The 22,621-nt window shown below is 71.0% G+C and carries 27 protein-coding genes; 14 read left to right on the top strand and 13 right to left on the bottom strand.

What is annotated here, in order from left to right; translation table 11 throughout:
- Positions 1–3: 3 nt before the first annotated feature.
- Complete coding sequence (locus AC1DYN_RS21815; RefSeq protein ID WP_477963212.1) at positions 4–1,074, bottom strand: flavodoxin family protein; 1,071 nt, start codon at positions 1,072–1,074, stop codon at positions 4–6.
- A 128-nt stretch (positions 1,075–1,202) separates the two neighbouring features.
- The gene (locus tag AC1DYN_RS21810) at positions 1,203–2,144 is read right to left on the bottom strand and encodes a hypothetical protein (RefSeq protein WP_477963211.1); all 942 of its coding nucleotides are present in this window, start codon (positions 2,142–2,144) and stop codon (positions 1,203–1,205) included.
- A 158-nt stretch (positions 2,145–2,302) separates the two neighbouring features.
- Between AC1DYN_RS21810 and AC1DYN_RS21805 the strand changes: the two genes are divergently transcribed.
- The 4 genes from AC1DYN_RS21805 to AC1DYN_RS21790 all read left to right on the top strand — a co-directional run bounded on the left by AC1DYN_RS21805 (position 2,303) and on the right by AC1DYN_RS21790 (position 4,737).
- Positions 2,303–2,698, top strand: coding sequence for a polyhydroxyalkanoate granule-associated phasin (locus AC1DYN_RS21805; RefSeq protein WP_477963210.1), 396 nt, complete (start codon positions 2,303–2,305; stop codon positions 2,696–2,698).
- A 283-nt stretch (positions 2,699–2,981) separates the two neighbouring features.
- Positions 2,982–3,200, top strand: coding sequence for a hypothetical protein (locus AC1DYN_RS21800; protein ID WP_477963209.1), 219 nt, complete (start codon positions 2,982–2,984; stop codon positions 3,198–3,200).
- Positions 3,187–3,942 (top strand): GNAT family N-acetyltransferase, encoded by a 756-nt coding sequence (locus tag AC1DYN_RS21795; RefSeq protein WP_477963208.1) that lies wholly within the window; start codon positions 3,187–3,189, stop codon positions 3,940–3,942. Before AC1DYN_RS21800 ends, AC1DYN_RS21795 begins: the two co-directional genes overlap by 14 nt.
- A gap of 39 nt (positions 3,943–3,981) precedes the next feature.
- Positions 3,982–4,737: a hypothetical protein gene (locus AC1DYN_RS21790; RefSeq protein WP_477963207.1), complete on the top strand. Its 756-nt coding sequence runs from the start codon at positions 3,982–3,984 to the stop codon at positions 4,735–4,737.
- Here AC1DYN_RS21790 and map read toward each other — a convergent pair whose 3' ends face one another.
- Together map and AC1DYN_RS21780 are read right to left on the bottom strand one after the other, a co-directional pair.
- Entirely contained in the window at positions 4,738–5,541 is an 804-nt protein-coding gene (map, locus tag AC1DYN_RS21785) for a type I methionyl aminopeptidase (RefSeq protein WP_477963206.1), read from the bottom strand.
- Positions 5,538–5,780, bottom strand: coding sequence for a ParD-like family protein (locus AC1DYN_RS21780; protein WP_477963205.1), 243 nt, complete (start codon positions 5,778–5,780; stop codon positions 5,538–5,540). The genes map and AC1DYN_RS21780 overlap by 4 nt, the downstream gene beginning before the upstream one ends.
- A gap of 177 nt (positions 5,781–5,957) precedes the next feature.
- On the opposite strand from AC1DYN_RS21780, the gene AC1DYN_RS21775 reads away from it, so the two are divergent.
- From AC1DYN_RS21775 to AC1DYN_RS21765, 3 genes are all read left to right on the top strand, one after another.
- Positions 5,958–6,728, top strand: a complete 771-nt coding sequence (locus AC1DYN_RS21775) for a hypothetical protein (protein WP_477963204.1) — start codon at positions 5,958–5,960, stop codon at positions 6,726–6,728.
- A gap of 82 nt (positions 6,729–6,810) precedes the next feature.
- Positions 6,811–9,144 carry a hypothetical protein gene (locus tag AC1DYN_RS21770; protein WP_477963203.1) on the top strand — a complete coding sequence of 778 codons (2,334 nt, stop codon included), beginning with the start codon at positions 6,811–6,813 and terminating at the stop codon, positions 9,142–9,144.
- Positions 9,141–10,472 (top strand): esterase/lipase family protein, encoded by a 1,332-nt coding sequence (locus tag AC1DYN_RS21765; protein ID WP_477963202.1) that lies wholly within the window; start codon positions 9,141–9,143, stop codon positions 10,470–10,472. Before AC1DYN_RS21770 ends, AC1DYN_RS21765 begins: the two co-directional genes overlap by 4 nt.
- A 3-nt stretch (positions 10,473–10,475) precedes the next feature.
- Here the strand turns inward: AC1DYN_RS21765 and AC1DYN_RS21760 are convergent, their stop codons facing one another.
- The gene (locus AC1DYN_RS21760) at positions 10,476–11,483 is read right to left on the bottom strand and encodes an NAD-dependent epimerase/dehydratase family protein (RefSeq protein WP_477963201.1); all 1,008 of its coding nucleotides are present in this window, start codon (positions 11,481–11,483) and stop codon (positions 10,476–10,478) included.
- Positions 11,484–11,580: 97 nt separating this feature from the next.
- Here AC1DYN_RS21760 and AC1DYN_RS21755 point away from each other — a divergent pair, with 97 nt between their 5' ends.
- Together AC1DYN_RS21755 and AC1DYN_RS21750 are read left to right on the top strand one after the other, a co-directional pair.
- Positions 11,581–12,477, top strand: coding sequence for a LysR family transcriptional regulator (locus tag AC1DYN_RS21755; RefSeq protein ID WP_477963200.1), 897 nt, complete (start codon positions 11,581–11,583; stop codon positions 12,475–12,477).
- A gap of 80 nt (positions 12,478–12,557) precedes the next feature.
- On the top strand, positions 12,558–13,232 hold the full coding sequence (locus AC1DYN_RS21750; RefSeq protein ID WP_477963199.1) for a phosphatase PAP2 family protein: 675 nt from the start codon (positions 12,558–12,560) through the stop codon (positions 13,230–13,232).
- On the opposite strand, the gene AC1DYN_RS21745 is transcribed toward AC1DYN_RS21750, so the two are convergent.
- Both AC1DYN_RS21745 and AC1DYN_RS21740 read right to left on the bottom strand, forming a co-directional pair.
- Complete coding sequence (locus tag AC1DYN_RS21745; RefSeq protein WP_477963198.1) at positions 13,226–13,597, bottom strand: hypothetical protein; 372 nt, start codon at positions 13,595–13,597, stop codon at positions 13,226–13,228. The genes AC1DYN_RS21750 and AC1DYN_RS21745 overlap by 7 nt on opposite strands.
- 75 nt (positions 13,598–13,672) lie before the next feature.
- Positions 13,673–14,032 (bottom strand): winged helix-turn-helix transcriptional regulator, encoded by a 360-nt coding sequence (locus tag AC1DYN_RS21740; protein WP_477963197.1) that lies wholly within the window; start codon positions 14,030–14,032, stop codon positions 13,673–13,675.
- Between the two features lie 79 nt (positions 14,033–14,111).
- Between AC1DYN_RS21740 and AC1DYN_RS21735 the strand changes: the two genes are divergently transcribed.
- Genes AC1DYN_RS21735 through AC1DYN_RS21725 form a run of 3 tightly spaced genes read left to right on the top strand, consistent with a single transcriptional unit; the run spans position 14,112 to position 15,898 of the window.
- A complete protein-coding gene (locus AC1DYN_RS21735; protein ID WP_477963196.1) occupies positions 14,112–14,429 on the top strand; it encodes a DMT family transporter in 318 nt (105 codons plus the stop codon).
- Positions 14,426–15,055 (top strand): FMN-dependent NADH-azoreductase, encoded by a 630-nt coding sequence (locus AC1DYN_RS21730; protein ID WP_477963195.1) that lies wholly within the window; start codon positions 14,426–14,428, stop codon positions 15,053–15,055. The genes AC1DYN_RS21735 and AC1DYN_RS21730 overlap by 4 nt, the downstream gene beginning before the upstream one ends.
- Before the next feature lie 39 nt (positions 15,056–15,094).
- Positions 15,095–15,898, top strand: a complete 804-nt coding sequence (locus tag AC1DYN_RS21725) for a nucleotidyltransferase domain-containing protein (RefSeq protein WP_477963194.1) — start codon at positions 15,095–15,097, stop codon at positions 15,896–15,898.
- Positions 15,899–15,953: 55 nt separating this feature from the next.
- Here the strand turns inward: AC1DYN_RS21725 and AC1DYN_RS21720 are convergent, their stop codons facing one another.
- The 4 genes from AC1DYN_RS21720 to AC1DYN_RS21705 form a co-directional block, all read right to left on the bottom strand.
- Entirely contained in the window at positions 15,954–16,292 is a 339-nt protein-coding gene (locus tag AC1DYN_RS21720) for a hypothetical protein (protein WP_477963193.1), read from the bottom strand.
- Positions 16,293–16,473: 181 nt separating this feature from the next.
- Positions 16,474–16,653 (bottom strand): DUF3606 domain-containing protein, encoded by a 180-nt coding sequence (locus AC1DYN_RS21715; RefSeq protein WP_477963192.1) that lies wholly within the window; start codon positions 16,651–16,653, stop codon positions 16,474–16,476.
- A 106-nt stretch (positions 16,654–16,759) separates the two neighbouring features.
- Positions 16,760–17,380 (bottom strand): cysteine hydrolase family protein, encoded by a 621-nt coding sequence (locus tag AC1DYN_RS21710; RefSeq protein WP_477963191.1) that lies wholly within the window; start codon positions 17,378–17,380, stop codon positions 16,760–16,762.
- A gap of 54 nt (positions 17,381–17,434) precedes the next feature.
- A complete protein-coding gene (locus AC1DYN_RS21705) occupies positions 17,435–18,247 on the bottom strand; it encodes a class I SAM-dependent methyltransferase (protein WP_477963190.1) in 813 nt (270 codons plus the stop codon).
- A 172-nt stretch (positions 18,248–18,419) separates the two neighbouring features.
- Between AC1DYN_RS21705 and AC1DYN_RS21700 the strand changes: the two genes are divergently transcribed.
- Positions 18,420–18,947, top strand: a complete 528-nt coding sequence (locus AC1DYN_RS21700) for an OsmC family protein (protein WP_477963189.1) — start codon at positions 18,420–18,422, stop codon at positions 18,945–18,947.
- 8 nt (positions 18,948–18,955) lie between these two features.
- Entirely contained in the window at positions 18,956–19,948 is a 993-nt protein-coding gene (locus tag AC1DYN_RS21695) for an AraC family transcriptional regulator (protein ID WP_477963188.1), read from the top strand.
- Here the strand turns inward: AC1DYN_RS21695 and AC1DYN_RS21690 are convergent.
- Together AC1DYN_RS21690 and AC1DYN_RS21685 are read right to left on the bottom strand one after the other, a co-directional pair.
- Entirely contained in the window at positions 19,915–20,535 is a 621-nt protein-coding gene (locus AC1DYN_RS21690; protein ID WP_477963187.1) for a glutathione S-transferase family protein, read from the bottom strand. The two genes, AC1DYN_RS21695 and AC1DYN_RS21690, sit on opposite strands and share 34 nt — an antisense overlap.
- Before the next feature lie 185 nt (positions 20,536–20,720).
- The coding region (locus AC1DYN_RS21685) for a right-handed parallel beta-helix repeat-containing protein (RefSeq protein WP_477963186.1) at positions 20,721–22,621 on the bottom strand (1,901 nt) is incomplete at its 5' end.

The following is a 22,621-nucleotide window of genomic DNA, read 5'->3' as shown; positions in this document are numbered from 1 at the left end:
ACCTCACTTCGGCCGCGGTTGCTGCAGCCCCGCATCGGGCCGGCTGAGCGACCCTTCCCGCAGCTGCCGCACGGCCTGCATCACCGCCCGCGCCACGTTGCGCGTTTCTTCCTGCAGCGCAGCGTCCTCGTCCAGGTCCTGGTGGCTGCTGAAGTAAGGCCGGTAGTAGCCCAGGTAGCGCGCGAGCCGCGCCCCGTCGCCGGCATCCACCAAGCCCATCCAGTCGAGCCAGTCGCTCAGTGCATGCCGCTGCTGTTCGACGCCGGCCACGTCGCCGTGCACCACCAGCCCGTACACGCGCCCGGCCAGGTGCTTCGGATAGTCCCAGCCCTTGGCCTCCAACACCTTCGCTTCCGCCGCCTTCTTGCCGTGCGTGCTGGTCGGGTCGGGATTGCCGCCATCGGCGCACACCAGCCGGTCGATCATCAGCTTCAGCGGGCTTGGCGACTGGTACCAGTACGTCGGCGCGACGATGACCACGCCGTGCGCACTGACCCAGCGCTCGTAGATCTCGGCCATCCAGTCGGACGCCTGGTCGAGCGCGTGGTTCGGATAGCAGCTGCAGGGCCAGTGGCACAGCGGCATCGCCGTCGACACGCAGCCCTTGCACGGGTGGATCTTGCGGCCGTACTCCGAGGTCACGAGGCTCAGGTCGAGCAGGTCGGCCTGCGCACCCGATTGCGACACCTCCTCGCACACCATCCGGCTCAGGCGCCAGGTCTTGGAGATCTCGCCCGGGCAACTGCCATCGTTGCGCGCGCTGCCGCAGATCACCAGCACGCGCGAACGCGTGCCCGGCTTGGTCCAGTTGAGCTGCGCCGCCTTCAGGCGCTGGTGCGTGTCCAGCCACTCGACCGAGGTCTCGTAGGCCGGGTCAGCGAAACCGAAGCCGGCCGGACGCCTGACAGGCGCCTTGCGGCCCTCCTTCAGCGCCTCCCACGCGATCTGCTCCAGGCGCGCGATGGCCTCGCGTTCGACGCGGTAGGCCGGGTCGACCCAGCGCGCCTGGAAGCGCTCGTGGAACTCCTCGCGGCTCAGCGGGGTGTCGGCCTGGCCGGTGCGAACGTCGGTCATCGCGTTGCGCGTGTGGCGTCAGTGGGTGAACAGCGCGATCAGGATGATGATCGGGATCGGCACGCCGAGAAAGAACAGCAGCAGTGATCGCATGGCGGGTCTCCTGTCGTGGTGAGGATGCGGTCGGGTCAGAGGTCGCGCTGGCGGCCGCCCCAGGTGGCACACAGGCTCGCGACGAAGGCGCCGGCCAGCAGCGAGACGAACAGCCACAGCGAGGCCCAGGCCGCGCTCCTGCGTGCGTTGTCCGCCGCCTCGCGGGCCCGCGCTTGCGCTTCGCCCAGCTTCATCTGCAGGCGGCCATAGGTCTCGGCGACACGCCGCTCGGCGTCCGCCGGCGACAGGCCGGTGCGTTGCGCCACCAGCTGGCCCAGGTAGCGCGCGTCATCGGGCGGCAGCACCGCGGCATTGCCGGTGCTCGCGAAGATGCGAACGACCTCGGCGACCGGCGGCGCATCACCCGGTGCCGTCGCAACTGCCGCGGCGTCCTTGCGGAACAGCGTGTCGACGTGGTACTGCATCGATTCCTGCTCCCCGCTGCCGCCCACCGCCGACGCGGCGCCCGCTGCGGCCACCGTGGCCGCGCCCGCGGCCATCGTCGCGCCGGTCTTCGCACCCGCGCCGACGATGCCGCCGATCGCCGAGCCCAGCATCGCCGCCGTCGCCAGCGAGGCCACCGCCCACGCCAGGAAGCCGTGCGCCGTGTCGCGGAAATAGACCTCGTCGCGCGCCGTGTCGGCCCAGCGCGTGCGCAACCGGCCGGCCAGGTAGCCGCCCATGCCCGAGGCGGCGATCTGCGTCAACGTGATCCAGGCAATGGTGCCGGCCCCGAAGGTGGCGGCGCGCACGCCTTCCTGCGCCCATGGCGACACCGCGGACAGGCCGAGGCCCGTGCCGAGGATCAGCAGGATCAGCGACAACGCTGCTGCCGCGGCCGCGCCGGCGACCACGGCACTCCACGACACGGCGCTGGCCGTGCTTGCGGTGCCAGCCACCGCGGCGGGTGCAAGGCCGGCCCGCCGCCCGGCGGGGCTCTCGGCATTGTGGGTGCTCGCGACGTTCACATACGCCATGGTCTCGTCTCCTCGATGAAGCAATGGGCGAACGGATGATCTGCCGGCGCCCGCGCGCTGCACGTCGGACGGTGAAGGCACTCGCTGTAGGAATAGGGCGCGATGCGCTGCTGCAGTGCAAACCGGCCCTTACAGTGGACTCAACCAGGAGCACTGCCATGCCGAGACACCTACGCACCACCCTCGCTGCACGCGGCGCCGAGCTTGCGTTCGCCGTGCCGCCGGTGATGGCCCACCGCATCGCACGCATGACGCTGGCCGGGGTGCAACCGTCCGAGCGCGATCGCCGCGAGTTCACGCTGATGGGCGCGGAGAAGACCGCCGCGTTCCAGCAGTCATGGCTGGCCATGGGCCTGCAGATGTGGCGCGCCCAGCAGGCCTTCGCGGTGTTCTGGTGGCGCGCCAGCCTGTCGCCGTGGGGCCCGCCCTCGCTGCAAGCCGTCCAGGCCCACCTGCAATCGGCGGCGCTCGGCGTGCTCGGCCACGGCCTGGCGCCGGTGCACCGCACCGCGGTCGCGAACGCGAAGCGGCTGTCGCGCACCGGGCTGCGCTGACCCGCGCAGACACGGCGTGCCGGCCGCCGGGCCGGCCGCGAACTGACGTTGCGCGGCAACCTGGAACAAGAAGTGTCCGCCGGCCGACGCAATCGGCACCTGACAGTTTGTGAATGGCAAGGCCACGGAGTGTCGATGGATCGCGCCAGCCCAATGCCGGCGCGGGTGGGCGCCGGGAGGCGGGTGACAAAACCCGGCCGCGGCCGGGGCCGGGGCTTGGTCCGCAACTTGCCATCCATCCGACATCGCGCCATGTGGCGGCGTTCCTCCAGGGATGGAATCGATGTCTTCCAGAGAGCCTGGTGCCGAGGATGCGGCGCCCCTGTTCCAACGGCTGTGGTCGCGCATCAGCGGCTCGCAGCTGCGGCCGGCTGCCGACAGCAGTGCGCCGTCGACGATGCAAGCCAGTGGTTTCATCTCCAGCAGCGCCTGGGCTGACACCGTGATCGAAGACTACCGGCGCCGTGCGCCCACCGACCATGAAACCGATGGCCTTTCGTGATGTGCTCAGCCGTGACGTTCATTCCCGCGATGCGCGCGCCCTCGACGACGCGGGCGACTCGTTCTTCGGCGATTTCGGCCTCAGCGGCCGGGTCGTCGACGACGGGTTGCCGCCCACCGAACCGGCACCGCTGCTTGCGGCCACGCCGTGGCAGTTCGAGATGGGCGACAGCGGCGGCAGCCCGCCGCGCCGCATCGACACGCGCGACCCGATGGAGCCCCTGCGCTTCGACGGCATGGTGCTGCGGCCCTGGCACCGCGACGATGCGCGCGCGATGGTCGAAGCGGTCCGCGAATCGATGGGTTCCCTCGGCCGCTGGATGGATTGGTGCCACCCGGGCTACGGCGTGCGCGAAGCGATCGACTGGGCCGACGCCTGCGCCGACAGCTTGGCCGGCGGGCAGGCCTGCGAGTTCGGGCTGTTCGACGAGCGCAACGGTCGGCTGGTCGGCGGTGCCGGGCTCAACCAGTTCAACACCGTCCACCGCGTCTGCAACCTCGGCTACTGGGTTCGGCAGTCGGCGCAAGGCCAGGGCATCGCGACCCGCGCCGCCCGTGCGCTGGCCGGCTATGGTTTCGGCGCACTGGGTTTCCAGCGCATCGAGATCGTCGTCGCCGAAGGCAACGAACCCAGCCTCGCGGTCGCCCGCAAGCTGGGCGCGCAGTTCGAATGCCTGGCGCGCAACCGCCTGATGATCCGCGGCAACCCGGTGTCGGCCTGGGTGCATTCGCTGGTGCCCTGACACGGGGAATAATGCGGGCCTTTTCCTGAAAGGTCCTTCATGTCCCGTCGCCTGCCTGCCCCGTTCGCCGTGTTGTCGCTCGCCCTGCTGGCCGCCTGCGGCGGAGGGGGCGACGGCAGCGGCGGTGGCGACAGCGGCTCGGCCGGCGCCGCCGCGGGCCTGTGGAACGGCAGCACCACCACCGGCCGCGCGGTCACCGGCATCGTGCTCGGCGACGGCACCTACTACGTCTTCTACTCCGAGGCCGGCTTCCCGAACACCATCGCCGGGGCCGTGCAGGGCAGCGGCAGTGGCGGCTCGAGCAGCTTCACGTCGACCAACGCGCGCGACTTCAACCTCGAAGGCCTGGGCGTCTCGTCGGCTGGCGTGACGGCCACCGCGACGGCGAAGCAGTCGTTCAACGGCAACATCCTCTACACCGGCGGCACGGTGACCACGTTCAGCAGCACCTACAACGTTGCCTACGAGACCAAGCCGACGCTCGCGGCGCTGGCCGGCACCTACACCGGGTCGGTGGCGCTGTCGGCCGGCACCCTGGCTGCGGTGGTGACGGTGGCGGCCAACGGCACGCTGTCCAGCACCGCCAGCGGCTGCACCATCGGGGGCAGCGCGACGCCGCGCAGCGATGGCAACGCCTACGACGTGACGATCAGCTTCGGCCCCGCGCCCTGCTTCTTCGCCAACCAGAGCTTCAATGGCCTCGCCTACCTCGATGCGGCGAGCAAGCGGCTGTATGCGGCGGCGCCGAACGGCACGCGCAGCGACGGCGTGCTGTTCGTCGGCACCAAGCCCTGATCAGGCGATGGCGGGATAGGCGCCGGTGCCCTCGGGCCACGGCGTCAGCACCTCGACGCCGTCGGGCGTCACCGCCACCATGTGCTCCCACTGCGCCGACAGCGAGTGGTCGCGCGTGACCACCGTCCAGCCGTCGGGCAGCGTGCGCGTGCCGGCCTTGCCGGCGTTCAGCATCGGCTCGATCGTGAACACCATGCCCGGCTCCAGTCGCAGGCCCTGGCCGCGCTGGCCGTAGTGGGCCACCGTGGGTTCGTCATGGTAGATGCGGCCGATGCCGTGCCCGCAGTAATCGCGCACCACGCTGAAGCCCTCGCGGTGCGCGACGGTCTGGATCGCGTGGCCGATGTCGCCCAGCGTCGCGCCGGGGCGCACCGCCAGGATGCCGGCCCGCATCGCCTCGTAGGTGGTGTCGACCAGGCGCCGCGCCAGCGTCGACGGCTCGCCGACCACGTACATGCGGCTGGTGTCGCCATACCAGCCGTCCTTGATCACAGCGACGTCGAGGTTGACGATGTCGCCCGCCTTCAGCACCTTCTGCGCCGACGGGATGCCGTGGCAGACCACCTGGTTGACCGAGGTGCACAGCGTCTTCGTGTAGCCGTGGTAGCCGATGTTGGCCGGCACGGCCTGCTGCACCTCGACGATGTGGTCGTGGCACAGGCGGTCCAGCGCTTCGGTGCTGACCCCTTCCTTCACGTGCGGCGCGATCATGCGCAGCACGTCGGCCGCCAGTGCGCCGGCGGCGCGCGCCATCGCCAGGTCGGCGGCCGGGTGGATCTTGACGCTGCGTGCGGCGCGGTTCATCGGGCGGCCTTTCGCGCGGGGCGCGCCGCAGGCCGGGTGAACGTCAGCCCGGACTCGGGCGATTGCGCGGCCTGCATCAGCAGCTGGCAGATGTCGCCGTAGCGCAGCTCGGGGTGCAGCTCGCACAGCATGCCGACGCGCATCCAGTGCTCGGCCTGTGAATTGATCGAACGGCTCAGCGCATCGCTGGCCGAGCGCAGGTTGTCGTGCATGAGGTCGGAGATCTTGACGATGCCCATCGGGGTGGTGAATGTATGAAACGTATATGGATCATATATCACCGCGGGTGAGACCGAATCCACACGCCGGCCGGCGGCAACGCGGGCGCGGCTGCGGAAGGTACATGTCTCCCGTGGGCGAAGCCGCCGCGCATCCGAACAATGCACGGCTTCCGGGTTGCCTCGAAGAGGGTGTCGATGAAACGTCGTTCGGTGATCGCGTCCTGCGCGCTGCTGTCGTGCCTGCTGTCCGCCTGCGGCGGTGGTGGAGGAGGAGGGGGCGGCACGACGACCACCCCGACCGTGCCCGCCACCCCCACCGCCACCGCGGCCCAGGGCCTGTGGACCGGCACCACGTCCAGCCGCCGCGCACTCGCCGCGCTGGTGTTCGACGACGGCAGCTACCACCTCTTCTACTCCGGGGCCGACAGCCCCACCACCGTGGCCGGCGTGATCCAGGGCAGCGGCAACGGCGTCGACGGCGCGTTCGCGTCGACCGACGGCCGCGATTTCAACCTCGAAGGCAACGGCATCCGCGTCACCAGCGTGAGCGGCTCGGTGAGCGCGGGGCAGTCGTTCTCGGGCAGCCTGGCCGGCGCCGAGACCGTCACCTTCAACGCCGGCTACGACAGCGCATCCGGCAACCCGGCCTCGCTGGACAGCCTCGCCGGGCACTTCGACGGGCGGTTGGCCTCGGCCTCGGGCGAGACGCTCTACGTCGCGCTCGACATCGCGAGCGATGGCGTGCTGTCCGGCGACGGCAACGGCTGCGTGCTGGGTGGCCGCGCCCAGCCGCACGTTGGCGCGAACGCCTGGGACGTCACCGTCGCCTTCAGCATCGAGACCTGCCCGCTGGCCGACCAGGGCTTCAGCGGCGTGGCCTACGTCGACGCCGAAGGCAAGCTGCGCCTGGCCGCTGTCAACGGCGAACGCAGCGATGCGGTGCTGTTTCTCGGCACGCGCCGCTGACGCACCGCGGCCCGCATAGACTCTCCGCTCGCGCCGGCCCTTCGCCGCCGGTGCCAGGCCCGTCAGTGCCTCGGAGAATGTCATGGCCACGCGAACCGAAGCCGACGGCTTCCTGTCCCGCATCGAGATCGTCACCGCGGCCACGAGCTACCGGCTCGCCGCACCGCAACCCGCGCCGGCGCGTTCGCTGGCCAACGAGGCCATGCGCTGGAGCTACGTGCTGCGCAGCCGCGAGCGCTGGCGCGACAGCCCCGAGGTGGCCGAGCGCCACCAGGCCGATGCCACCGCGACGCTGAACGCCTTCGGCCTCGACGATGCCGCGCTGCGCCAGATCGCGCAGGCCGGCCGCGTCGTCGTGACGATGCCCTACGAGTCCGAGAGCCGGGGCTGGGAAGGCCGCATCTTCCCGTGGGAGTTCGTGCTGTCGCGCGCGACGCGGCGCTACCGCAGCGGCTCGGTGACCGGCCTGACCGTGATGCGCCATCTCGACGTCGCGGCGGCGCCGCCGCTGCCGGCGCGCCGCATGGCCGGGCGCGTGCTGTTCGTGCAGAGCTTTCCCGGCGCACTGGCGCAGTCGTACGACGCGGCCGACGAGGCCCAGCGCGTGCGCCGCGCGTTCGGATTCGAGGCCGGCGATGCGCGCTGGCGGCTGGCGGTCAACCCGACGCTGGCCGAGCTGCAGGCGCTGTGCGCCGACTTCCGCCCCGAGCTCGTGCACCTGTGCGGCTTCGACAACCACGAAGGCATCCTGAAGCTGGCCGAATGCGCCGGCACCGACATCGCGGTGACGCTGCGCGACGAGCGGCGCAGCGCGGCCGACTGGTTGCGCGACGACAAGGGCGTGATCGACGGCTACCTGATGCGCCGCAGCGACGGCCTGCCGGTGATGGTGGCGCCGCCCGAGCTGGCGCGCGCACTCACCGCCGGCGGCCAGCACCAGCCGTTCTTCGTCGGGCTGAACCTGTGGAACTCGGCCGCGCGCATCGCGCCGCAGCTGTTGCCGGCCGGCGTGCTGGCCAGCATGGGCTTCCAGGACGCGTTCGACGACGCGCTGGCCGAGTACTTCTTCGAGACGCTGTACCGCCGCCTCGCGTCGCAGGCCTGGCAGCTGCCGGCCGCCTTCGAGCAGGCCTGGGCCGCGACGCGCCAGCAGGTCGACCTGGTGCCCGGCACCGGCATCGCGCTGTGGGCGCGCGAGCCGCTGGTGGACCGCCAGGCGGCCGCGGCGGCGCTGGCCCGGCCCGCCGCGGCCGCGCCGCAGCAGGCGCTGCAGGCCATCGTCGAGCCGCGCAAGGAATTCAACTACGCCGAGCTGCACAACCAGGGCGACTATGCCGAGAAGCGCAACCAGAGCGCACTGTTCCAGCGCTTCGAGCTGCGCGGCGGCGTGACGCAGCCGCCGACGCGCGCGCACGTGCTGGTCGAGCTGAACTGCGGCGTCGAGCGCGCCCGCTACGAGGCCGAGATCGAGCTGACGCAGGAGCGCACCAGCCTCGGCCCGCGCATCAAGATGCCGCTGACGGCGACGCTGATGCGCTCGGTGTCCGAGGCGGTGGTGAGCAGCCTGTTCGTGCAGGTGCAGGTGGGCGACCGGGTCATCCACAAGGACACCTACGCGATGCGGCTGATGCCGGTCGACCAGTGGCTGGACAACGCCAGCAGCGGCGTCTGGCTGCCGTCCTTCGTGCTGCCGCGCGACCCGGCGGTGGAGCGTGCGGTGACGCTGGCGCAGCGCTACGTGCGCGTGATCCGCGACGACCCGAGCGCCGGCTTCGAGGGCTACCAGTCGTCGAACGCGGGCGATGCGGCCAGCCTGGAGAGCGTCGACCTGCAGGTCGAGGCCATCTGGTCGGCGCTGCTGCACGAGTGGGACCTCGGCTACATCAATCCGCCGCCCACCTACAACCGCGCGCTCGATTCGCAGCGCCTGCGCACGCCGAGCGCGGTGTTCGGCGCGCGCATGGGCACCTGCATCGACCTGGCGCTGCTGTTCGCGGCCTGCCTCGAGCTGGTCGACATCTACCCGGTCGTGTTCCTGCTCGACGGCCATGCGCTGCCCGGCTACTGGCGGCACCGCGATTTCCAGTCGGCCTACCGCGAGGTGATCAACCTGACCGACGCGATGGTGCCGAGCGATGAGCACCGCACCGGCTCGCCGGGGGCGCAGACGCGGCCGTGGCGTGCCGGGCGCTCCGGCTACCGCGAGGTGTGGCAGTGCATCCGCGACGGCAAGCTGGCGCCGCTGGAGACGGTGCGCCTGACCGAGCACTGCGGCTTCCGCGAAGCGCGCGAGGCCGGCGTCGAGGCGCTGAAGCAGCCGCGCGATTTCGATTCCATCCTCGACATCGCGATCGCGCGCGAGCACCAGGTCACGCCGCTGCCGATCGTCCCGCTGGCCGCAGGAGAACGCGGATGAACAACAACACCTCGCCGAACCGTGCCGAGCCCTTGCCCTTCAGCGCCTCGCCGTGGGATGCCGCCGACGCGACGCTGGGCCTGCGCGAGCCCTTGCCGGGCGAGGCCGAGCCGCTGCCGATCTCGATGCGGCGCCGGCGCGGCTTCACCGCCGCGATGTCCGACCCGCGCGCGGCGGTGAGCCTGCGCGACGACGACGGCGTGCTGCGCTGGAACTACGAGCCGCCGCCGTCGCAGGCGGTGCGCGGGCGCTCGCGGCGTGCCGGCTGGTTCAACTTCGGCGACGTGCTGAAGCGCTTCGAGTACGAGGACATCGGCCCGAACCAGATCACGCAGGGATTGACGGCGCTGGACGCACGGCTGACGCCGCACCAGGGCCTGCGGCAATGGGTGGGCGGCGTGCTGGTGCCGGCCCCGGCCCCGCAGGTCGCGGACCAGCGCACGTTGCTGCTGGTGCACGGCACCTTCAGCAACAGCGACATGTGGTTCGACCAGCTCGGCGCGACGCCGGCCGGGCAGGCGCTGCTGGCGCAGTGGACGCAGGTGTACGGCGATCGCGTGTTCGCGTTCGACCACCCGACGCTGTCGGTGGCGCCGTGGCTGAACGCGCTCGACCTGCACCAGGCGCTGCGCGGCATCGCCGGGCCGATCGACGTCGTGTGCCACAGCCGCGGCGGGTTGGTCACGTCGTGGCTGCTGCGGCTGGCCCCGGTGCGCGTGCAGCAGGCGGTGTTCGTCGGCTCGCCGCTGGCGGGCACCAGCCTCGCGTCGCCCTACCGGCTGCGCGTGGCGCTCGACCTGCTGGCGAACGTGGCGAACGCGTTGTCGCTGGCGGGCAACGTCGCCAGCACCGTGTTCCCGCTCGCGGCCGGCGCGGCCGGGCTGGCCAAGGTGCTGGGCAAGACGCTGCAGCTGGGCGCCTCGCTGCCGATCGCCGATGCGGCGGTGGCGCTGGTGCCGGGGCTGGCGAGCCAGCAGCGCGTGAACAACAGCGCCGAGACGCGCGCGCTGTTCGGCGACCGCTGGCTGGTGCAGCCGCGCTTCGCGGTGGTGTCGGCCGATTTCGAACCGAATGTCGACCAGCCGGCGTGGCGCTTCTGGACGCGCTTTCGCAACTTCGGCCTGCAGGTGGCGAGCGCCGGTGCCGACCTGGTGTTCCCGGGCGCGAACGACCTGGTGGTCGACACCGACTCGATGGGCTTCTTCGGCCAGCCGGCGCAGGGCAAGCCGCAGGTGCTGTCGCTGGGCAAGACCGCGACGACCTTCCACACCAACTACTTCCGCGACCCGGCGGTGGTGGCGTTCCTGGCCAAGCGGCTGGCGCCGTGATGCTCACGCGGGAACCGCCGGGCCGGCCGCGCGGGGCGGCGCGGCCAGGCAGCCCATCCCCACCAGCGATGCCTCGACCGCCTGGTCCAGCGGCGTGTGCGGCTCGCGCCCCAGCACCTGCAGCAGCCGGTCGTTGGCCATCCGCACCGGCCGCTGCCACAGGTAGCGCATCTCCATCATCTCGCGCAGCGTGGTGACGAACGGCGCCGCGAGCCGCAGCAGCCACCAGGGCGTCGCGCCGATGCGCGGCGCAGTGCCGGTGCGGCGCGCGACGACGCGCTGGATGGCCTGCGCCATCTGCAGGCCGTCGGCGTCCCAGTGGCCGCCGAAGTGGAAGCGTTCGAAGGCGCCCAGCGCTTCGCGGCGGCCCAGCAACTCGACCATCGTGCGCGCCACGTCCGGCAGGTAGGCCCATTGGTGGCCGATGCCGGCGTCCGACGGGTTGCCGATGGCCTTCACCGGCTGGCCGGCCTTCAGCATGCCCTGCGCAAACCAGCTGTTGCCCGGCTTGGGGCCGAAGAAGTCGCCGGCCCGCACGACCAGCACGCGCGCGCCCTGGCGGCTCGCCGCTTCGAGGTGCTGTTCCATCTGCACGCGGATCGCGCCCTTGCGCGTCTGCGGGTGCTGGGGCGAATCCTCGCGCAGCAGCGGGAACGCGTCCGGGCCGAAGTTGTAGACCGTGCCCGGCAGCACGAGGGTGGCGCGCTGCGCGATGGCCGCGGCGATGCTGTTGTCGAGCATCGGCAGCACCAGCTCACTCCAGCGGCGGTAGCCGGGCGGGTTGACCGCATGCACGATCACCGAGCAGCCCTCGGCGGCGCGCAGCACGTCGTCGCGCCGCATCGCGTCGCCGCGAATCCAGGTGACGCCGTCGCGCTGCTGCTGCGCCGCAGTGGCGCCGCGCTGCAGCGCCCGCACCGTCCAGCCGGCGTCGCGCAGCTGCCGGGCGACCTCGCCGCCGATGCCGCCGGTGGCGCCCAGAACCAGTGCCGTCGTGTCCTTGCCTGCCATGTCGTTCTCCTGAAGTGGTGGTCGATGGAAGGGATTCTGGGTTGCGGTCGGTTCGAATGGAATTGCCGAGCATGGTGCTGCAGCTATACATTTCTGTATGACATCGAACATCGGCTGGGAGCTCTACCGCTCGTTCCTCGGGGTGCTGAAGGAAGGCTCGCTGTCGGGCGCGGCGCGCCTGCTCGGCATCACGCAGCCCACCGTCGGGCGGCACATGGCCGCGCTGGAGCAGGCGCTGGGCGTCGTGCTGTTCACGCGCTCGCAGGTCGGGCTGCTGCCCACCGAGGCCGCGCTGTCGCTGCGCGCCTACGCCGAGGCGATGGAAAGCACGGCCGCGGCGCTGGAGCGCGCGGCCGGCAGCCAGGGCGGCGATGGCCAGGTCAAGGGCACGGTGCGCATCAGCTGCAGCGATGTCATCGGCGTCGAGGTGCTGCCGCCGGTGCTGGCGCAGCTGCGCGAAGCGCATCCGCAGCTGAAGCTTGAGCTGGTGCTCACCGACAAGCTGCAGGACCTGCTGCGCCGCGAGGCCGACATCGCGGTGCGCATGGTGCAGCCGAAGCAGGAGCAGCTGGTCGCGCGGCGCATTGGCCGCATCGAGCTGGGCCTGTACGCGCGGCGCGACTACCTCGAGCGCCACGGCACGCCACGCCGTCCCGACGAACTGGCCGCGCACGCGACCATCGGCTACGACCAGCCGACGGCCTGGCTGCGCCAGGCGGAAAAGTCGCTGAACGGCCTGCGGCGCGACATGTTCCACCTGCGCAGCGACAGCAACCTGGCCCAGCTGGCGCTGATCCGCGCCGGGGCCGGCATCGGCATGTGCCAGGTGCCGCTGGCGCAGCGCGACGGCCTGGTGCGGCTGATGCCGCGCATGGTCTCGCTATCGCTCGAAACCTGGGTCACGATGCACGAAGACCTGCGCGGCAGCCCGCGGTGCCGGGTCGCCTTCGACGCATTGGTGGCGGGGCTGCTGGCCTATGTCGAGGCGGCCTGACGCACCGAAACAACTGCCGGCCCGACGCCGGCGCGAATCCCGGCGATGATGCGAAGCTGCTTCGTTCCACCGCCAACGCCTTGAACTCTTCCGTGTTTCCCGCCGCCGACGCTGCTGCGTCGTGGCCCCGCCTCGCCGTGCGGCGCCTGTTCTCGCTGTGGCCCGTCAAGGTGCTGGGCATCAGCGGCGGCATCTCGCTGTTCTTCGTGCTGTATTTCTGGGCGGCGCGTTCGCCGCAGGCGCCCGTCACCGTGATGCCGGTGCTGGCGCTGGACCGCTGGTTCACGCTGCGCGAGAGCCTGCTGCCGGTGTATGCGTCGCTGTGGGTCTACGTGTCGATGGCGCCGGCCTTCACGAAGGATGGGGCCGAGCTGCTGCGCTACACGCTGCGCGCCGCGCTGATGAGCGCGATCGGCTTCGCCTTCTACCTGTTCTACCCGAGCGCGGTGCCCGATTTCGGCGTCGACTGGTCGCAGTACGAGAGCCTGCAGTTCCTGCGCGCCGGCGATGCGTCGCGCAATGCCTTCCCGTCGCTGCACGTGTCGTTCGCGGTGCTGAGCTGCCACGTGATCGCGGGCCAGCTGCGCGCGATGGGGGTGCCGTGGCTGCTGCGCCTGCTGAACCTTGCCTGGTGCGTGGGCATCACCTACTCGACCATCGCGATCCGCCAGCACGTGGTGGTCGACGTGGCCGGCGGTCTGGTGCTGGGCATCCTGGTGGCCGTGCTGCCGCTGCCTTCGTTCAAGCGTCACTGAGACGCTGTCACATCCTTCATCTGCTGGCGCAGCCGCTTGCGGCCGTCGGCATTGGTGGCGCGCCAGGCCTTCAACGCGAGCGACAGGAACTGCAGCTCCGACGGCGTCAGCCCCTGCGGCTCGTGCGCCGCGTCGAGCCAGCCGGCCGGCTGCCCGCAGGCCGCTTCGACCTGCCGCGCAAGCTTGTCGCCGATCGGCCGGCTGCTCTTGATCTGGCTCCACATGCTGGGGCTGATCTGCAGCGATTGGGCGAACAACTGCTCCATCCCCTTGGGGGCGCTGCCATGGCGCATCTGTTCTTCGGCGAAGCGCTGGAACAGCGTCAGCACGTTCTGTCGGCGCAGCAGGGTGATGTTGTCGGGCACGGCGGGCGGGGCAAGGGCAATCGCGGGGAGAGCGGCGATTGTCGCATCGCTGCTGCGGATGCGAGTGAAGACTCTTTACCGGGCGCCGAGCTCTTGGTGATGGTCTTCCACCCAGCGGTCGACCGCCAGCAGCACGCGGCTGAGCGAGCGCCCCAGCTCGGTCAGCTCGTACTCCACGTGCGGCGGCACCGTGGCGCGGTCGGTGCGCAGCACCAGCCGGTTGCGTTCGAGTTCGCGCAGCGTCTGCGTCAGCATCTTCTGCGAGATGCCGCCGACCCGGCGCAGCAGCTCGTTGTTGCGCAGCGGGCCGCCGCGCAGCGCCGGGATGACCAGCAGCGACCACTTGTCGGCCACCAGCTCCAGTGCGCGGCGCGACGGGCAGCCGGCGTTGAACACATCGGCGCCGTCGGTGTCGGCAGGGTTTCGAATTGTCATGGTTACCAGAAGGTGCGTACTTCCCGAACGGGAACCCGATGCCGATTATCCGGGCCTGTTCACAACCCTGGAGCATGGAATGAGTTGGATCCTTCTGGTGGCCGCCGGCCTGGTGGAGGTGGTGATGGCGATGGCGCTGAAGCAGGCCGATGCGTGGACGCGGCCGCTGCCGTCGGCGATCGGCGTGGTGGCGGCGCTGGGCAGCGTCTTCCTGCTGACGCTGGCGCTGCGCCGGTTGCCGCTGGGCGTGGCGTATGCGGTGTGGACGGCGATCGGCGCCGTCGGCGTCGTGCTGGCGGGGCGGGTGTGGTTCGGCGAGAGCCTGTCGGCGCCGCGCCTGGCCTGCATCGGGCTGGTGGTGGTGGGCGTGGTCGGCCTGCGGGTGCTGGAAGCATGAGCCGGCTGCTGCACGTGGTCGGGTCGCCCTCGGGCGAGCGTTCGCGCACGCGCGAGGTGGCGCTGCATTTCCTGCAGGCGCACTGCGGCCATCACCCGGGCGCGCAGGTCGACACCTTCGACATCTGGTCGCGCGAGCTGCCGGCCTTCGATGCCGAGATGATCCAGGCCAAGTTCGCGGTGCTGCGCGGCACGCAGGCGACGCCGCGGCAGCAGGCGCTGTGGCAGCAGGCGGTGGCACTGGCGCGCGAGCTCAACGCGGCGGACCGGCTGGTGTTCAGCGTGCCGATGTGGAACTTCGGCTTGCCGTACCGGCTGAAGCACTTCATCGACGTCGTCACGCTGCCGGGCGAGAACTGGAGCTGGTCGGCACAGGCGGGTTATCGCGGGCTGCTGCGCGGCAAGCGGGCGTTGCTGGTGTATTCCAGCGCCGGCGACCATGCGCTGCCGCCGCACGAATCGGCGGTGGACCACCAGAAGGGGCAGATGCGCGCCTGGCTGGCTTTCATCGGCATCGATGACGTGCATGAGATCAACGTGGCGCCGACGCTGGTGGCGCCGGAGCGCGTGGCGCAGGCGCTGGCGGCGGCGAAGCGGGAAGCCGAGGACCTGGCGCGGCAGTTCTAGCGTCGCTGGCGGCGAGAATGGCGCCCCCGAGGAGCCGCCGTGACATCCGAACCGACGCTGCAAGACGCCCATCCGATCGCCCCGGCGATCCGTGCCGAGATCATGGCCAAGCTCGCCGCGGTGGAGGCGGAGCATGGCGTGCGCGTGCTCTACGCCTGTGAGTCCGGCAGCCGCGGCTGGGGTTTCGCGTCGCCGGATTCCGACTACGACGTGCGGTTCATCTTCGTGCGGCCGGTCCGCGAGTACTTGCGGATCGCGCCGCTGCGCGACGTGATCGAGGAAGTGCCGGGCCCGGTGTTCGACGTCAACGGTTGGGACCTGCGCAAGGCGCTGGGCCTGCTGGCCAAGGGCAACGCGACGCTGGTGGAGTGGCTGAGCTCGCCGGTGGTGTATCGGCAGGACGACCGCTTCGTTCACCGCCTGCGCGAGGCCGCCGCCGCGGTGCACCGGCCTCTGCGCTCGTTCCACCACTACCACGCGATGGGGCGCGGCAATTTCCGCGAATACCTGCAAGGCGAGCAGGTGAGGGCGAAGAAGTATCTCTACGTGCTGCGCCCGCTGCTGGCAGCGCAGTGGGTGCTGGAACGCCCCGATGCACCGCCGATGGCCTTCGAGACCTTGGTGGGCGAGTTGGTGCACGACGCGGCCGTGCGGCGCGAGATCGATGAGCTGGTGGTGCTCAAGCGCCGCAGCGGCGAGCAGGAGTGGTTGCCGGCCCGGCCGGTCCTGAATGCCTACATCGAAGGCATGGTCGCCATGCTCGGCCGGGCCCAGCCCCGGGAGGAGGCGGTGCCGATGGAGTTGCTCGATGACGTGTTGTTCGAGACGGCGATGGGCGGGTAGCTCGCCAGGCGGACACCCTGTCGGCGCCGTCGTCGTGGTGCTGCTTGCCTCTGCTTTACTGCCGCGCCCCCTGCCTCACCGTCACCGTGAAGAGGAAGTCCGGATCGTCCACCACCTCGCCGCTCGCCTTCAACTCGTAACGCCCGGGCTTGGCCGGATGCAGGTCGTCGAGGCAGGGCGGGATGCGCCAGGTGTGGCCTTCGTGGGCGCCGTGCAGCTCGACGTCGATGCCGGACGCCGTGGCGTTGACGATCACGCCGTGCAGTTGCCGCTGGTCGATCACCGTGCCGTCGCTCGCCAAGCGCGTGATGCCCGCGAGCAGGTAGCGGCCGACGTAGCCTTGCGCGAGGTCTTCGTCGAACGCTGAATCGGGGGCGCCGTGCCAGGAATCCATGGGAAATGCGTGAGTCGTGCGGCCACCGCGGGGACGAAAGCCGCGTCCCGCGGGCTGCACAGTATCGCGTGGCGCGGGCCTGCGTTCATGACATCACCCTGCGAACGGCATCACGGCGCCCGCGGAATCCACCCGCGCGCCGCGCTCGAGATCGGCGCGGCCCGTCCCGGCCGCGGCCGCATCACTTTTCGCGCAGTTTCTTCTCGACAGCCGCGGCGCTCGGGCCGACCGCCTTCACGGCCGCCTTCAGCTGCTCGGGCGTCACGCCGAGCTTGCGCGACCAGTCGCGCAGTTCGTAGTCTTCGTTCACGTTGATGCGCTGGCGGTCGGGGCCGCCGGTTTGCTTCTTGTCGTCGGACATGTGCTGCTCCTGGTTGCGCCCCGTGGGGCGAGGCTGCCACCTTGCACCAGCCCGCGCAGCCCGCACACCGGCCCACGCGCCGTCGTGCTGTAGGCCGATTCCCTCGTCAGGCGAGTGTGCGCCGCGTGGTGGAGCGGCGCACGTCGGCCTTCAGCACGCGCCGCATATAGTCGAGCGCCTGCTTCTTCAGCGCCGGCGACTCGGCGGCAGTGCAATCGGACGGCACCCACAGCGCATAGCCACGCAGGTTGGCGTCCATCGCGGTCAGTTGCACGCAGATGTCGGTGGCCAACCCGGCCAGCACCAGGGTCTTCGCATGCATCTGCGCCAGCAGCAGCTCCAGCGGCGTCGCGAAGAAGGCCGACTGGCGCGGCTTCAGCATCACCAGGTCCTGCGGTTGCGGCGCCAGCAGCCGCGCCATCTCGGCGCTCGCGCCCTGCTGGGCGAGGCAATGCGACAGCGTGTCGCGGAAGTCCGAGCGCCACTGGCCGTAGTTGTCGTTGGCGTAGATCGCCATCACGCCGTCGCGGGCCAGCCGCTGCTTCAGCCGCATCGTCGCTCGCGCCGCGGCCACCGCCGCATCCGCCAGCTCGGCGGCCTCGGGAAAATCCAGCGGATTCACGTAATCGACCAGCAGCAGCACCGTCGGGCTGCGCGGCAGGTTGCCGGCGCCGCCCAGGTCGAGCGCAGGCCGGCGTGGCGGACGCAGCGCCAGCCTGGCAGCCACCGGATCTCCATCGCGAGCCATGAAGGCGCCGCGGCAAGCGGCATGCCCGGCCGGTCAGCGACGGCGCACCACCACCTCCAGGTACTCGCTCGGCACCACCAGCGAGGCCGACCCCGCCACGTTCGAGCGCTCCAGCAGCTCGAGCAGGTCGTGCTCCAGCGCCGCGGCGGCTTGCGGCGCGAGCGCCCCGAAGGCCTTGTGCACCGGCCCGTACCAGGTGCGGAACACCTCGACGAAATGCGCCGCCGAGCGGTAGCGGAAGTTGAACGTGCGCGGCGTCACCTCGATCGCCTGCGCGCCGTCGCCGAACAGCGTGCGCAGCTCGGCCTCCACGCCCCAGCGCGAGGGCGGCTGCACGCCGGCCGGCGGCGGCAGGTGGCGGCCCAGCGTCTTGAACAGCTGGCCGATGAAGCCGGCCGGCGTCCAGTTGGCCAGGCCGATGCGACCGCCGGGCCGGCACACGCGGGCCATCTCGCTGGCGGCCTGCGCCTGGTCCGGCGCGAACATCACGCCGAAGGTGGACAGCACCGCGTCGAAGCTCGCGTCGTCGAAGGGCAGGGCCTCGGCATCGGCCACCTGGAAGCTCACCTGCAGCCGTTCGGCCGCCGCGCGTTCGGCGCCGCGGTCGAGCAGCGCGGCCACGTAGTCGGTCGACGTGACGCGGGCGCCGCGTCGCGCCGCGGCCAGCGTCGCATTGCCGTTGCCGGCCGCGACGTCGAGCACGCGTTCGTCGCAGCGCAGGTCGCAGGCCTCGGCCAGCGATTCGCCGACGATCTGCAGCGTGGTGCCGATCACGGCATAGTCGCCGCTCGACCAGGCGGCTTGCTGGCGGGTCTTGAGGGCGGCGAGGTCGGTGGGGGTGTTCATGGGGCACTCCTTTGAAATGGGTGCCGCAGTGGACGCCGGGAGGCCGGCGCATGTCCTGCCAGAACGTCCGCGTTGCTTGCCCGAGCGTCCGGACCCCCTAGCTTGCGTCATTGGCCGCCGTGCGCGCGGCGCCCACAATCGGCGCGACCGAGTTGCCGAGGAGCCTGCCGCCATGACGACGTCCCCCATTGCCGATGCGCTGGAACGCGTGGCCGCGGTGCTGAGCCGCCGGCCCGAAGCCGGCCTGCACGACGACGCACCGGCCACCGCCCGCTGGGCCGGCGGCACGCGCGTGATCGCCCACCACGCCAACGGCACCGAGCTGCCGACCGACATGCCCGCCGAGCTGGACGGCAGCGGCGACCGCGTGACGCCGGGCTGGCTGTTCCGCGCCGGCATCGCGTCGTGCGCGGCCACGTCGATCGCGCTGGTCGCGGCCGCCGAGGGCATCGATCTGACACAGCTCGAAGCGCGTGTCACCAGCCGATCCGACACGCGCGGCCTGCTGGGGCTGGCCGATGCCTCCGGCCGGCCGGTGTTCGCCGGCCCGGGCGACATGACGCTGCAGGTGCGCATCGCGGCCGCCGGCATCGAGGCCCCGCGGCTGCGTGCGCTGGTCGAGGCCGGGCTCGCACGCTCGCCGATCCCGAGCGCATTGCCGGTCGCGATTCCGCTCGCGCTGCAGGTCGAGATCGTCTGAGGGGCCCGATGGACGCGCTGTCGCAGGCCTTGCGCGTCGTGCACCTGGTGGGCGCGGTGTTCATCCATGCGCGTTTCACCGCGCCGTGGTGCTACCAGTCGCCGTCCGCCGATGCAGCGGCGCCGTTGCTGGAGCCGAACGCCGAACGCGTCGTGATCTTCCACCTGATCACCGAAGGCGAGTGCGTGGTCGAGCGCGCCGGTGCGCCGCCGCTGCCGCTGTCGGCGGGCGACGTGGTCGTGTTCCCGCAGGGCGATGCGCACCGGATGGGCTCGCAGCCCGGCCTGGTGCCGGCGAAAGGCGCGCCGCTGGCCGAGGTGCTGGCGCGCCGGCCGCGGCTGCTGTCGCACGGCGGCGGCGGGGCGGTGACGCGCGTCGTCTGCGGCTACCTGGCCTGCGAGGCGCGGGTGGCGCGCCTGCTGCTCGACGGCCTGCCCCCGGTGCTGCGCGTCAACGTGCGCGGCTCGAACGCCGGCGCCTGGCTGGAGGCCTCGCTGCGCTACGCGCTGGCCGAGGCGCGCTCGCCGCGTCCGGGCGGCGAAGGCGTGCTGGCCAAGCTGGCCGAGGTGCTGTTCATCGAGGTGCTGCGGCTGCACATGAACGGGCCGGGCGCGACCCGCACCGGCTGGCTGGCGGCACTGGGCGATCGCGTCGTCGGTGCCGCGCTGAACGCGCTGCATGCGCGGCTGGCCCACAGCTGGACGCTGGAAGAGCTGGCCCGTGCGGCGAGCACCTCGCGCTCGGTGCTGGCCGAGCGCTTCCAGCAGATGGTCGGCAGCTCGCCGATCCAGTACCTGACGCAGTGGCGCATGCTGATGGCGGCCAACCTGCTGGCGCGCAGCGATGCGCCGCTGGCGCGCATCGCCGAAGACGTCGGCTACCACACCGACACGTCCTTCAGCCGCGCCTTCCGCCGCGAGTTCGGCGCGCCGCCGGCCGCATGGCGGCGTGCGCGCGGGGCCGCGCCTCAGACCAGCGGCAGCATCACCACCTTGCGGTAGGTCTCGCGCCGGGACAGCAGGTCGAACCAGCGCTCCACGTGCGGCAGCGCGTCGCGCTCGATCGGCAGCGCCATCCAGCGCCACACGGCGCAGCCGACCGCGATGTCGCCCATCGTGAAGGCGTCGCCGCCGACGAAGGCCTTGTCGGACAGGTGGGCGTCGAGGATCTTCAATTCGTCCAGCGTCTCGCGCTGCGCGACCTCGATCACGTTGTCGTCGCGCTCGTGCTCGGGCGTGCGCAGGAAGGCGCGGAACAGCGGCACCATCGCCGGCCACAGCGTCGAGTTCGACCAGTCGACCCAGCGGTCGGCCTTGGCGCGCTCGGCCGGGTCCTCCGGCCACAGCGAGCCGCTGCCGTGCTTGGCGGCCAGGTAGCGCAGCACCGAGCCGGACTCCCAGACGATGAAGCCGTCGTCCTCGATCGTCGGCACCAGGCCGTTCGGGTTGAGCTTGCGGAACTCGGCCGTGTTGACGACGCCGTAGTGGCGGCCGGCGTCGATGCGCTCATAGGGCAGCCCCAGTTCCTCGCAACACCACAGCACCTTCTGCACGTTGATCGAATCGGCATTGCCCCAGATCTTCAGCATTCGTCGCCCCGTGTCATGGTGGATGCGGCGGCAGTCTAGCGGCGCGCGACAACCGGCGTGGACACAAGGATTTGTAGCCCGGATGCCAATCCGGGATGCCCGCGGAACCCGGATTGGCACCCGGGCTACGAAAAAGGCCCGGCACCGCAATGCGGTGCCGGGCCCCTGGAGAGGCAGGCCGTGTCTTACCAGCCGGAGTTGCCCGTCCCGCGGATGAAGAAGCTGTTCGGGGCCGTGTCCTGCTTCAGGCCGCCGAGCGCCGGGTTGGTGATCACGACGCCGTCGAAGTTCACCGCGCCGCGTCCGCCGTTGTCGATGATCTCGATCCCGTACTTGCCGGGGTTGGTCACCTTCACGTTCTTCAGCCGCACGTTGCGGAACTTCGCGTTGTCGGCGTCACGCAGCAGGTCCGGGTGGAACTTCTCGCCCGGCGGAACGAAGGCCGTGCCGAAGCCGCGGAACTCGATGCCCGAGTAGGTCGGGTCGATGATGTCGACGTTCTCCACCAGGATGTCGTTGACGTCGCCTTCGCGCAGGTAGAACTTCAGCGCGCCGTGCTGCCACGGGTTGCCCGTGTTCTCCATGAACATCGGTCCGCCCGCGCGGATCAGCGAGATGTTGCTGAAGGTCGTGGTCGCCGGGCCGAACGGGTAGGGGCTGAACTCGTTGTCGATCAGGATGCCCGGGTAGGTCAGCACGTCCTCGCAGACGCTGTCCTTGAACACGTTGTTCGCACCGCCGTATGCCGCGAAGCAGTTGGCACGCCACGGCATCTGCACCGTGTTGTTGCGGAACACGTTGTTGACGCCCTGGCCCTGGTCGGGCGCGTTCTTGCCTTCCGGGCTGATGAAGTTGTCGCCCAACTGGTAGGTCTTCTCCTTCACCCAGTCGGTCCACTTGATCGACCACACCACCAGCGCGTCGTCGCCGGTGTTGCGCAGGTGGCAGTTCTCGACCACCGAGTTCGACGTGCCGTTGTCGAAGTTGATCCCGTCCGCGTAGGTGTTGCGGATGCGGCAGTTGCGGATCGTCAGGTTCTGCGTCGGCTGGGTCTGGTACGGGGGATCGTTGCCGACCCAGATCGCACCCACCACGTGCTCGATCCAGACGTTCTCGATCAGGCTGTTGGCGCCCATCGGGCCGGCAAAGGCCTTCTGCACGCCTTCGGATTCCTCGGCCCGTGCCTTGGATTCGCCGAGGATCGAGAAATCGCCGAACACGCACTTGGCGCTTGCGCCGTAGCAGAAGAACAGCGACTTCGGGCCCTTCAGGTTCGTGTACCACATGCCGGCGCCGCGCACCTCGATGCCCGGGTTGTCCAGCCCGACGTTGCCGCCGGTGATCTTCTGCAGCAGGTAGTCGCCCGGCGGGAACCACAGCTTGCTGGTCGAGCGCATCGCACGCAGCACGTCGTCCGCATGGTCCTTGCCGTCGTTCGGCTGGATGCCGAACTGCGTCACCGACGTGAAGTCGGCCGGCATCGCGAGCGCTGCGGGCACCGGTTCGATGTCGACCAGGTCGATCACGTAGAACGCGGCCGTGTCCTGCGCGTCGCGCCGCAGCATCACCGTCGCGCCCTGCGGGATGTTGTCGACCAGCGTGCGCACCTCGTCGAAGAAGGTGTGCGGCTGGCCGGCCGGCTTGTCGACGATCGGGTCGCCGATCAGGCCGCCCTGGTACGACCAGCTGTAGCGCGAGGTCAGCGGCAGCGTCTTCACGCGCACGCCGTTCACGTACAGGCCCAGCGTCGCGTCGATGCCGCCGCCGGTCGCCGAGTCGGGGATCGAGTAGCGCACCACCACGCCGTTGCCGGCCTTCGTGGTCTTGAACGACACGTAGTCGCCGGTCTTGTTCAGGCGCACCGCCTTGCGGCCGATGGCCTCGGCCTCGATGTGGTTGGCGTCCCACTTCTGGCGGCTCGGGCCGATGATCTGCGCGTTGGTCGTGCCATCCTCGGCCTGGTATTCGACCCAGGGCACGTTGGCGCCGCGGCCGACCGGCACCGGGGCCGGTGCGGGTGCAGGGGCCGGGGCCGGCGATGGCGCGGGTGCCGGGGCCGGCGCGGGAGCAGGCGTCGGGGCCGGGG

Source organism: Rhizobacter sp. P2_D12 (assembly GCF_056404395.1).
This window is presented reverse-complemented; position numbering and strand designations above follow the sequence as displayed.

What these genes read in the sequence shown, in the direction of transcription:
- AC1DYN_RS21815 (WP_477963212.1), bottom strand. Translation starts at nt 1,074, where the DNA reads ATGACCGACGTTCGCACCGGCCAGGCCGACACCCCGCTGAGCCGCGAG.
- AC1DYN_RS21810 (WP_477963211.1), bottom strand. Translation starts at nt 2,144, where the DNA reads ATGGCGTATGTGAACGTCGCGAGCACCCACAATGCCGAGAGCCCCGCC.
- AC1DYN_RS21805 (WP_477963210.1), top strand. Translation starts at nt 2,303, where the DNA reads ATGCCGAGACACCTACGCACCACCCTCGCTGCACGCGGCGCCGAGCTT.
- AC1DYN_RS21800 (WP_477963209.1), top strand. Translation starts at nt 2,982, where the DNA reads ATGTCTTCCAGAGAGCCTGGTGCCGAGGATGCGGCGCCCCTGTTCCAA.
- AC1DYN_RS21795 (WP_477963208.1), top strand. Translation starts at nt 3,187, where the DNA reads ATGGCCTTTCGTGATGTGCTCAGCCGTGACGTTCATTCCCGCGATGCG.
- AC1DYN_RS21790 (WP_477963207.1), top strand. Translation starts at nt 3,982, where the DNA reads ATGTCCCGTCGCCTGCCTGCCCCGTTCGCCGTGTTGTCGCTCGCCCTG.
- map (WP_477963206.1), bottom strand. Translation starts at nt 5,541, where the DNA reads ATGAACCGCGCCGCACGCAGCGTCAAGATCCACCCGGCCGCCGACCTG.
- AC1DYN_RS21780 (WP_477963205.1), bottom strand. Translation starts at nt 5,780, where the DNA reads ATGGGCATCGTCAAGATCTCCGACCTCATGCACGACAACCTGCGCTCG.
- AC1DYN_RS21775 (WP_477963204.1), top strand. Translation starts at nt 5,958, where the DNA reads ATGAAACGTCGTTCGGTGATCGCGTCCTGCGCGCTGCTGTCGTGCCTG.
- AC1DYN_RS21770 (WP_477963203.1), top strand. Translation starts at nt 6,811, where the DNA reads ATGGCCACGCGAACCGAAGCCGACGGCTTCCTGTCCCGCATCGAGATC.
- AC1DYN_RS21765 (WP_477963202.1), top strand. Translation starts at nt 9,141, where the DNA reads ATGAACAACAACACCTCGCCGAACCGTGCCGAGCCCTTGCCCTTCAGC.
- AC1DYN_RS21760 (WP_477963201.1), bottom strand. Translation starts at nt 11,483, where the DNA reads ATGGCAGGCAAGGACACGACGGCACTGGTTCTGGGCGCCACCGGCGGC.
- AC1DYN_RS21755 (WP_477963200.1), top strand. Translation starts at nt 11,581, where the DNA reads ATGACATCGAACATCGGCTGGGAGCTCTACCGCTCGTTCCTCGGGGTG.
- AC1DYN_RS21740 (WP_477963197.1), bottom strand. Translation starts at nt 14,032, where the DNA reads ATGACAATTCGAAACCCTGCCGACACCGACGGCGCCGATGTGTTCAAC.
- AC1DYN_RS21735 (WP_477963196.1), top strand. Translation starts at nt 14,112, where the DNA reads ATGAGTTGGATCCTTCTGGTGGCCGCCGGCCTGGTGGAGGTGGTGATG.
- AC1DYN_RS21730 (WP_477963195.1), top strand. Translation starts at nt 14,426, where the DNA reads ATGAGCCGGCTGCTGCACGTGGTCGGGTCGCCCTCGGGCGAGCGTTCG.
- AC1DYN_RS21720 (WP_477963193.1), bottom strand. Translation starts at nt 16,292, where the DNA reads ATGGATTCCTGGCACGGCGCCCCCGATTCAGCGTTCGACGAAGACCTC.
- AC1DYN_RS21715 (WP_477963192.1), bottom strand. Translation starts at nt 16,653, where the DNA reads ATGTCCGACGACAAGAAGCAAACCGGCGGCCCCGACCGCCAGCGCATC.
- AC1DYN_RS21705 (WP_477963190.1), bottom strand. Translation starts at nt 18,247, where the DNA reads ATGAACACCCCCACCGACCTCGCCGCCCTCAAGACCCGCCAGCAAGCC.
- AC1DYN_RS21700 (WP_477963189.1), top strand. Translation starts at nt 18,420, where the DNA reads ATGACGACGTCCCCCATTGCCGATGCGCTGGAACGCGTGGCCGCGGTG.
- AC1DYN_RS21695 (WP_477963188.1), top strand. Translation starts at nt 18,956, where the DNA reads ATGGACGCGCTGTCGCAGGCCTTGCGCGTCGTGCACCTGGTGGGCGCG.
- AC1DYN_RS21690 (WP_477963187.1), bottom strand. Translation starts at nt 20,535, where the DNA reads ATGCTGAAGATCTGGGGCAATGCCGATTCGATCAACGTGCAGAAGGTG.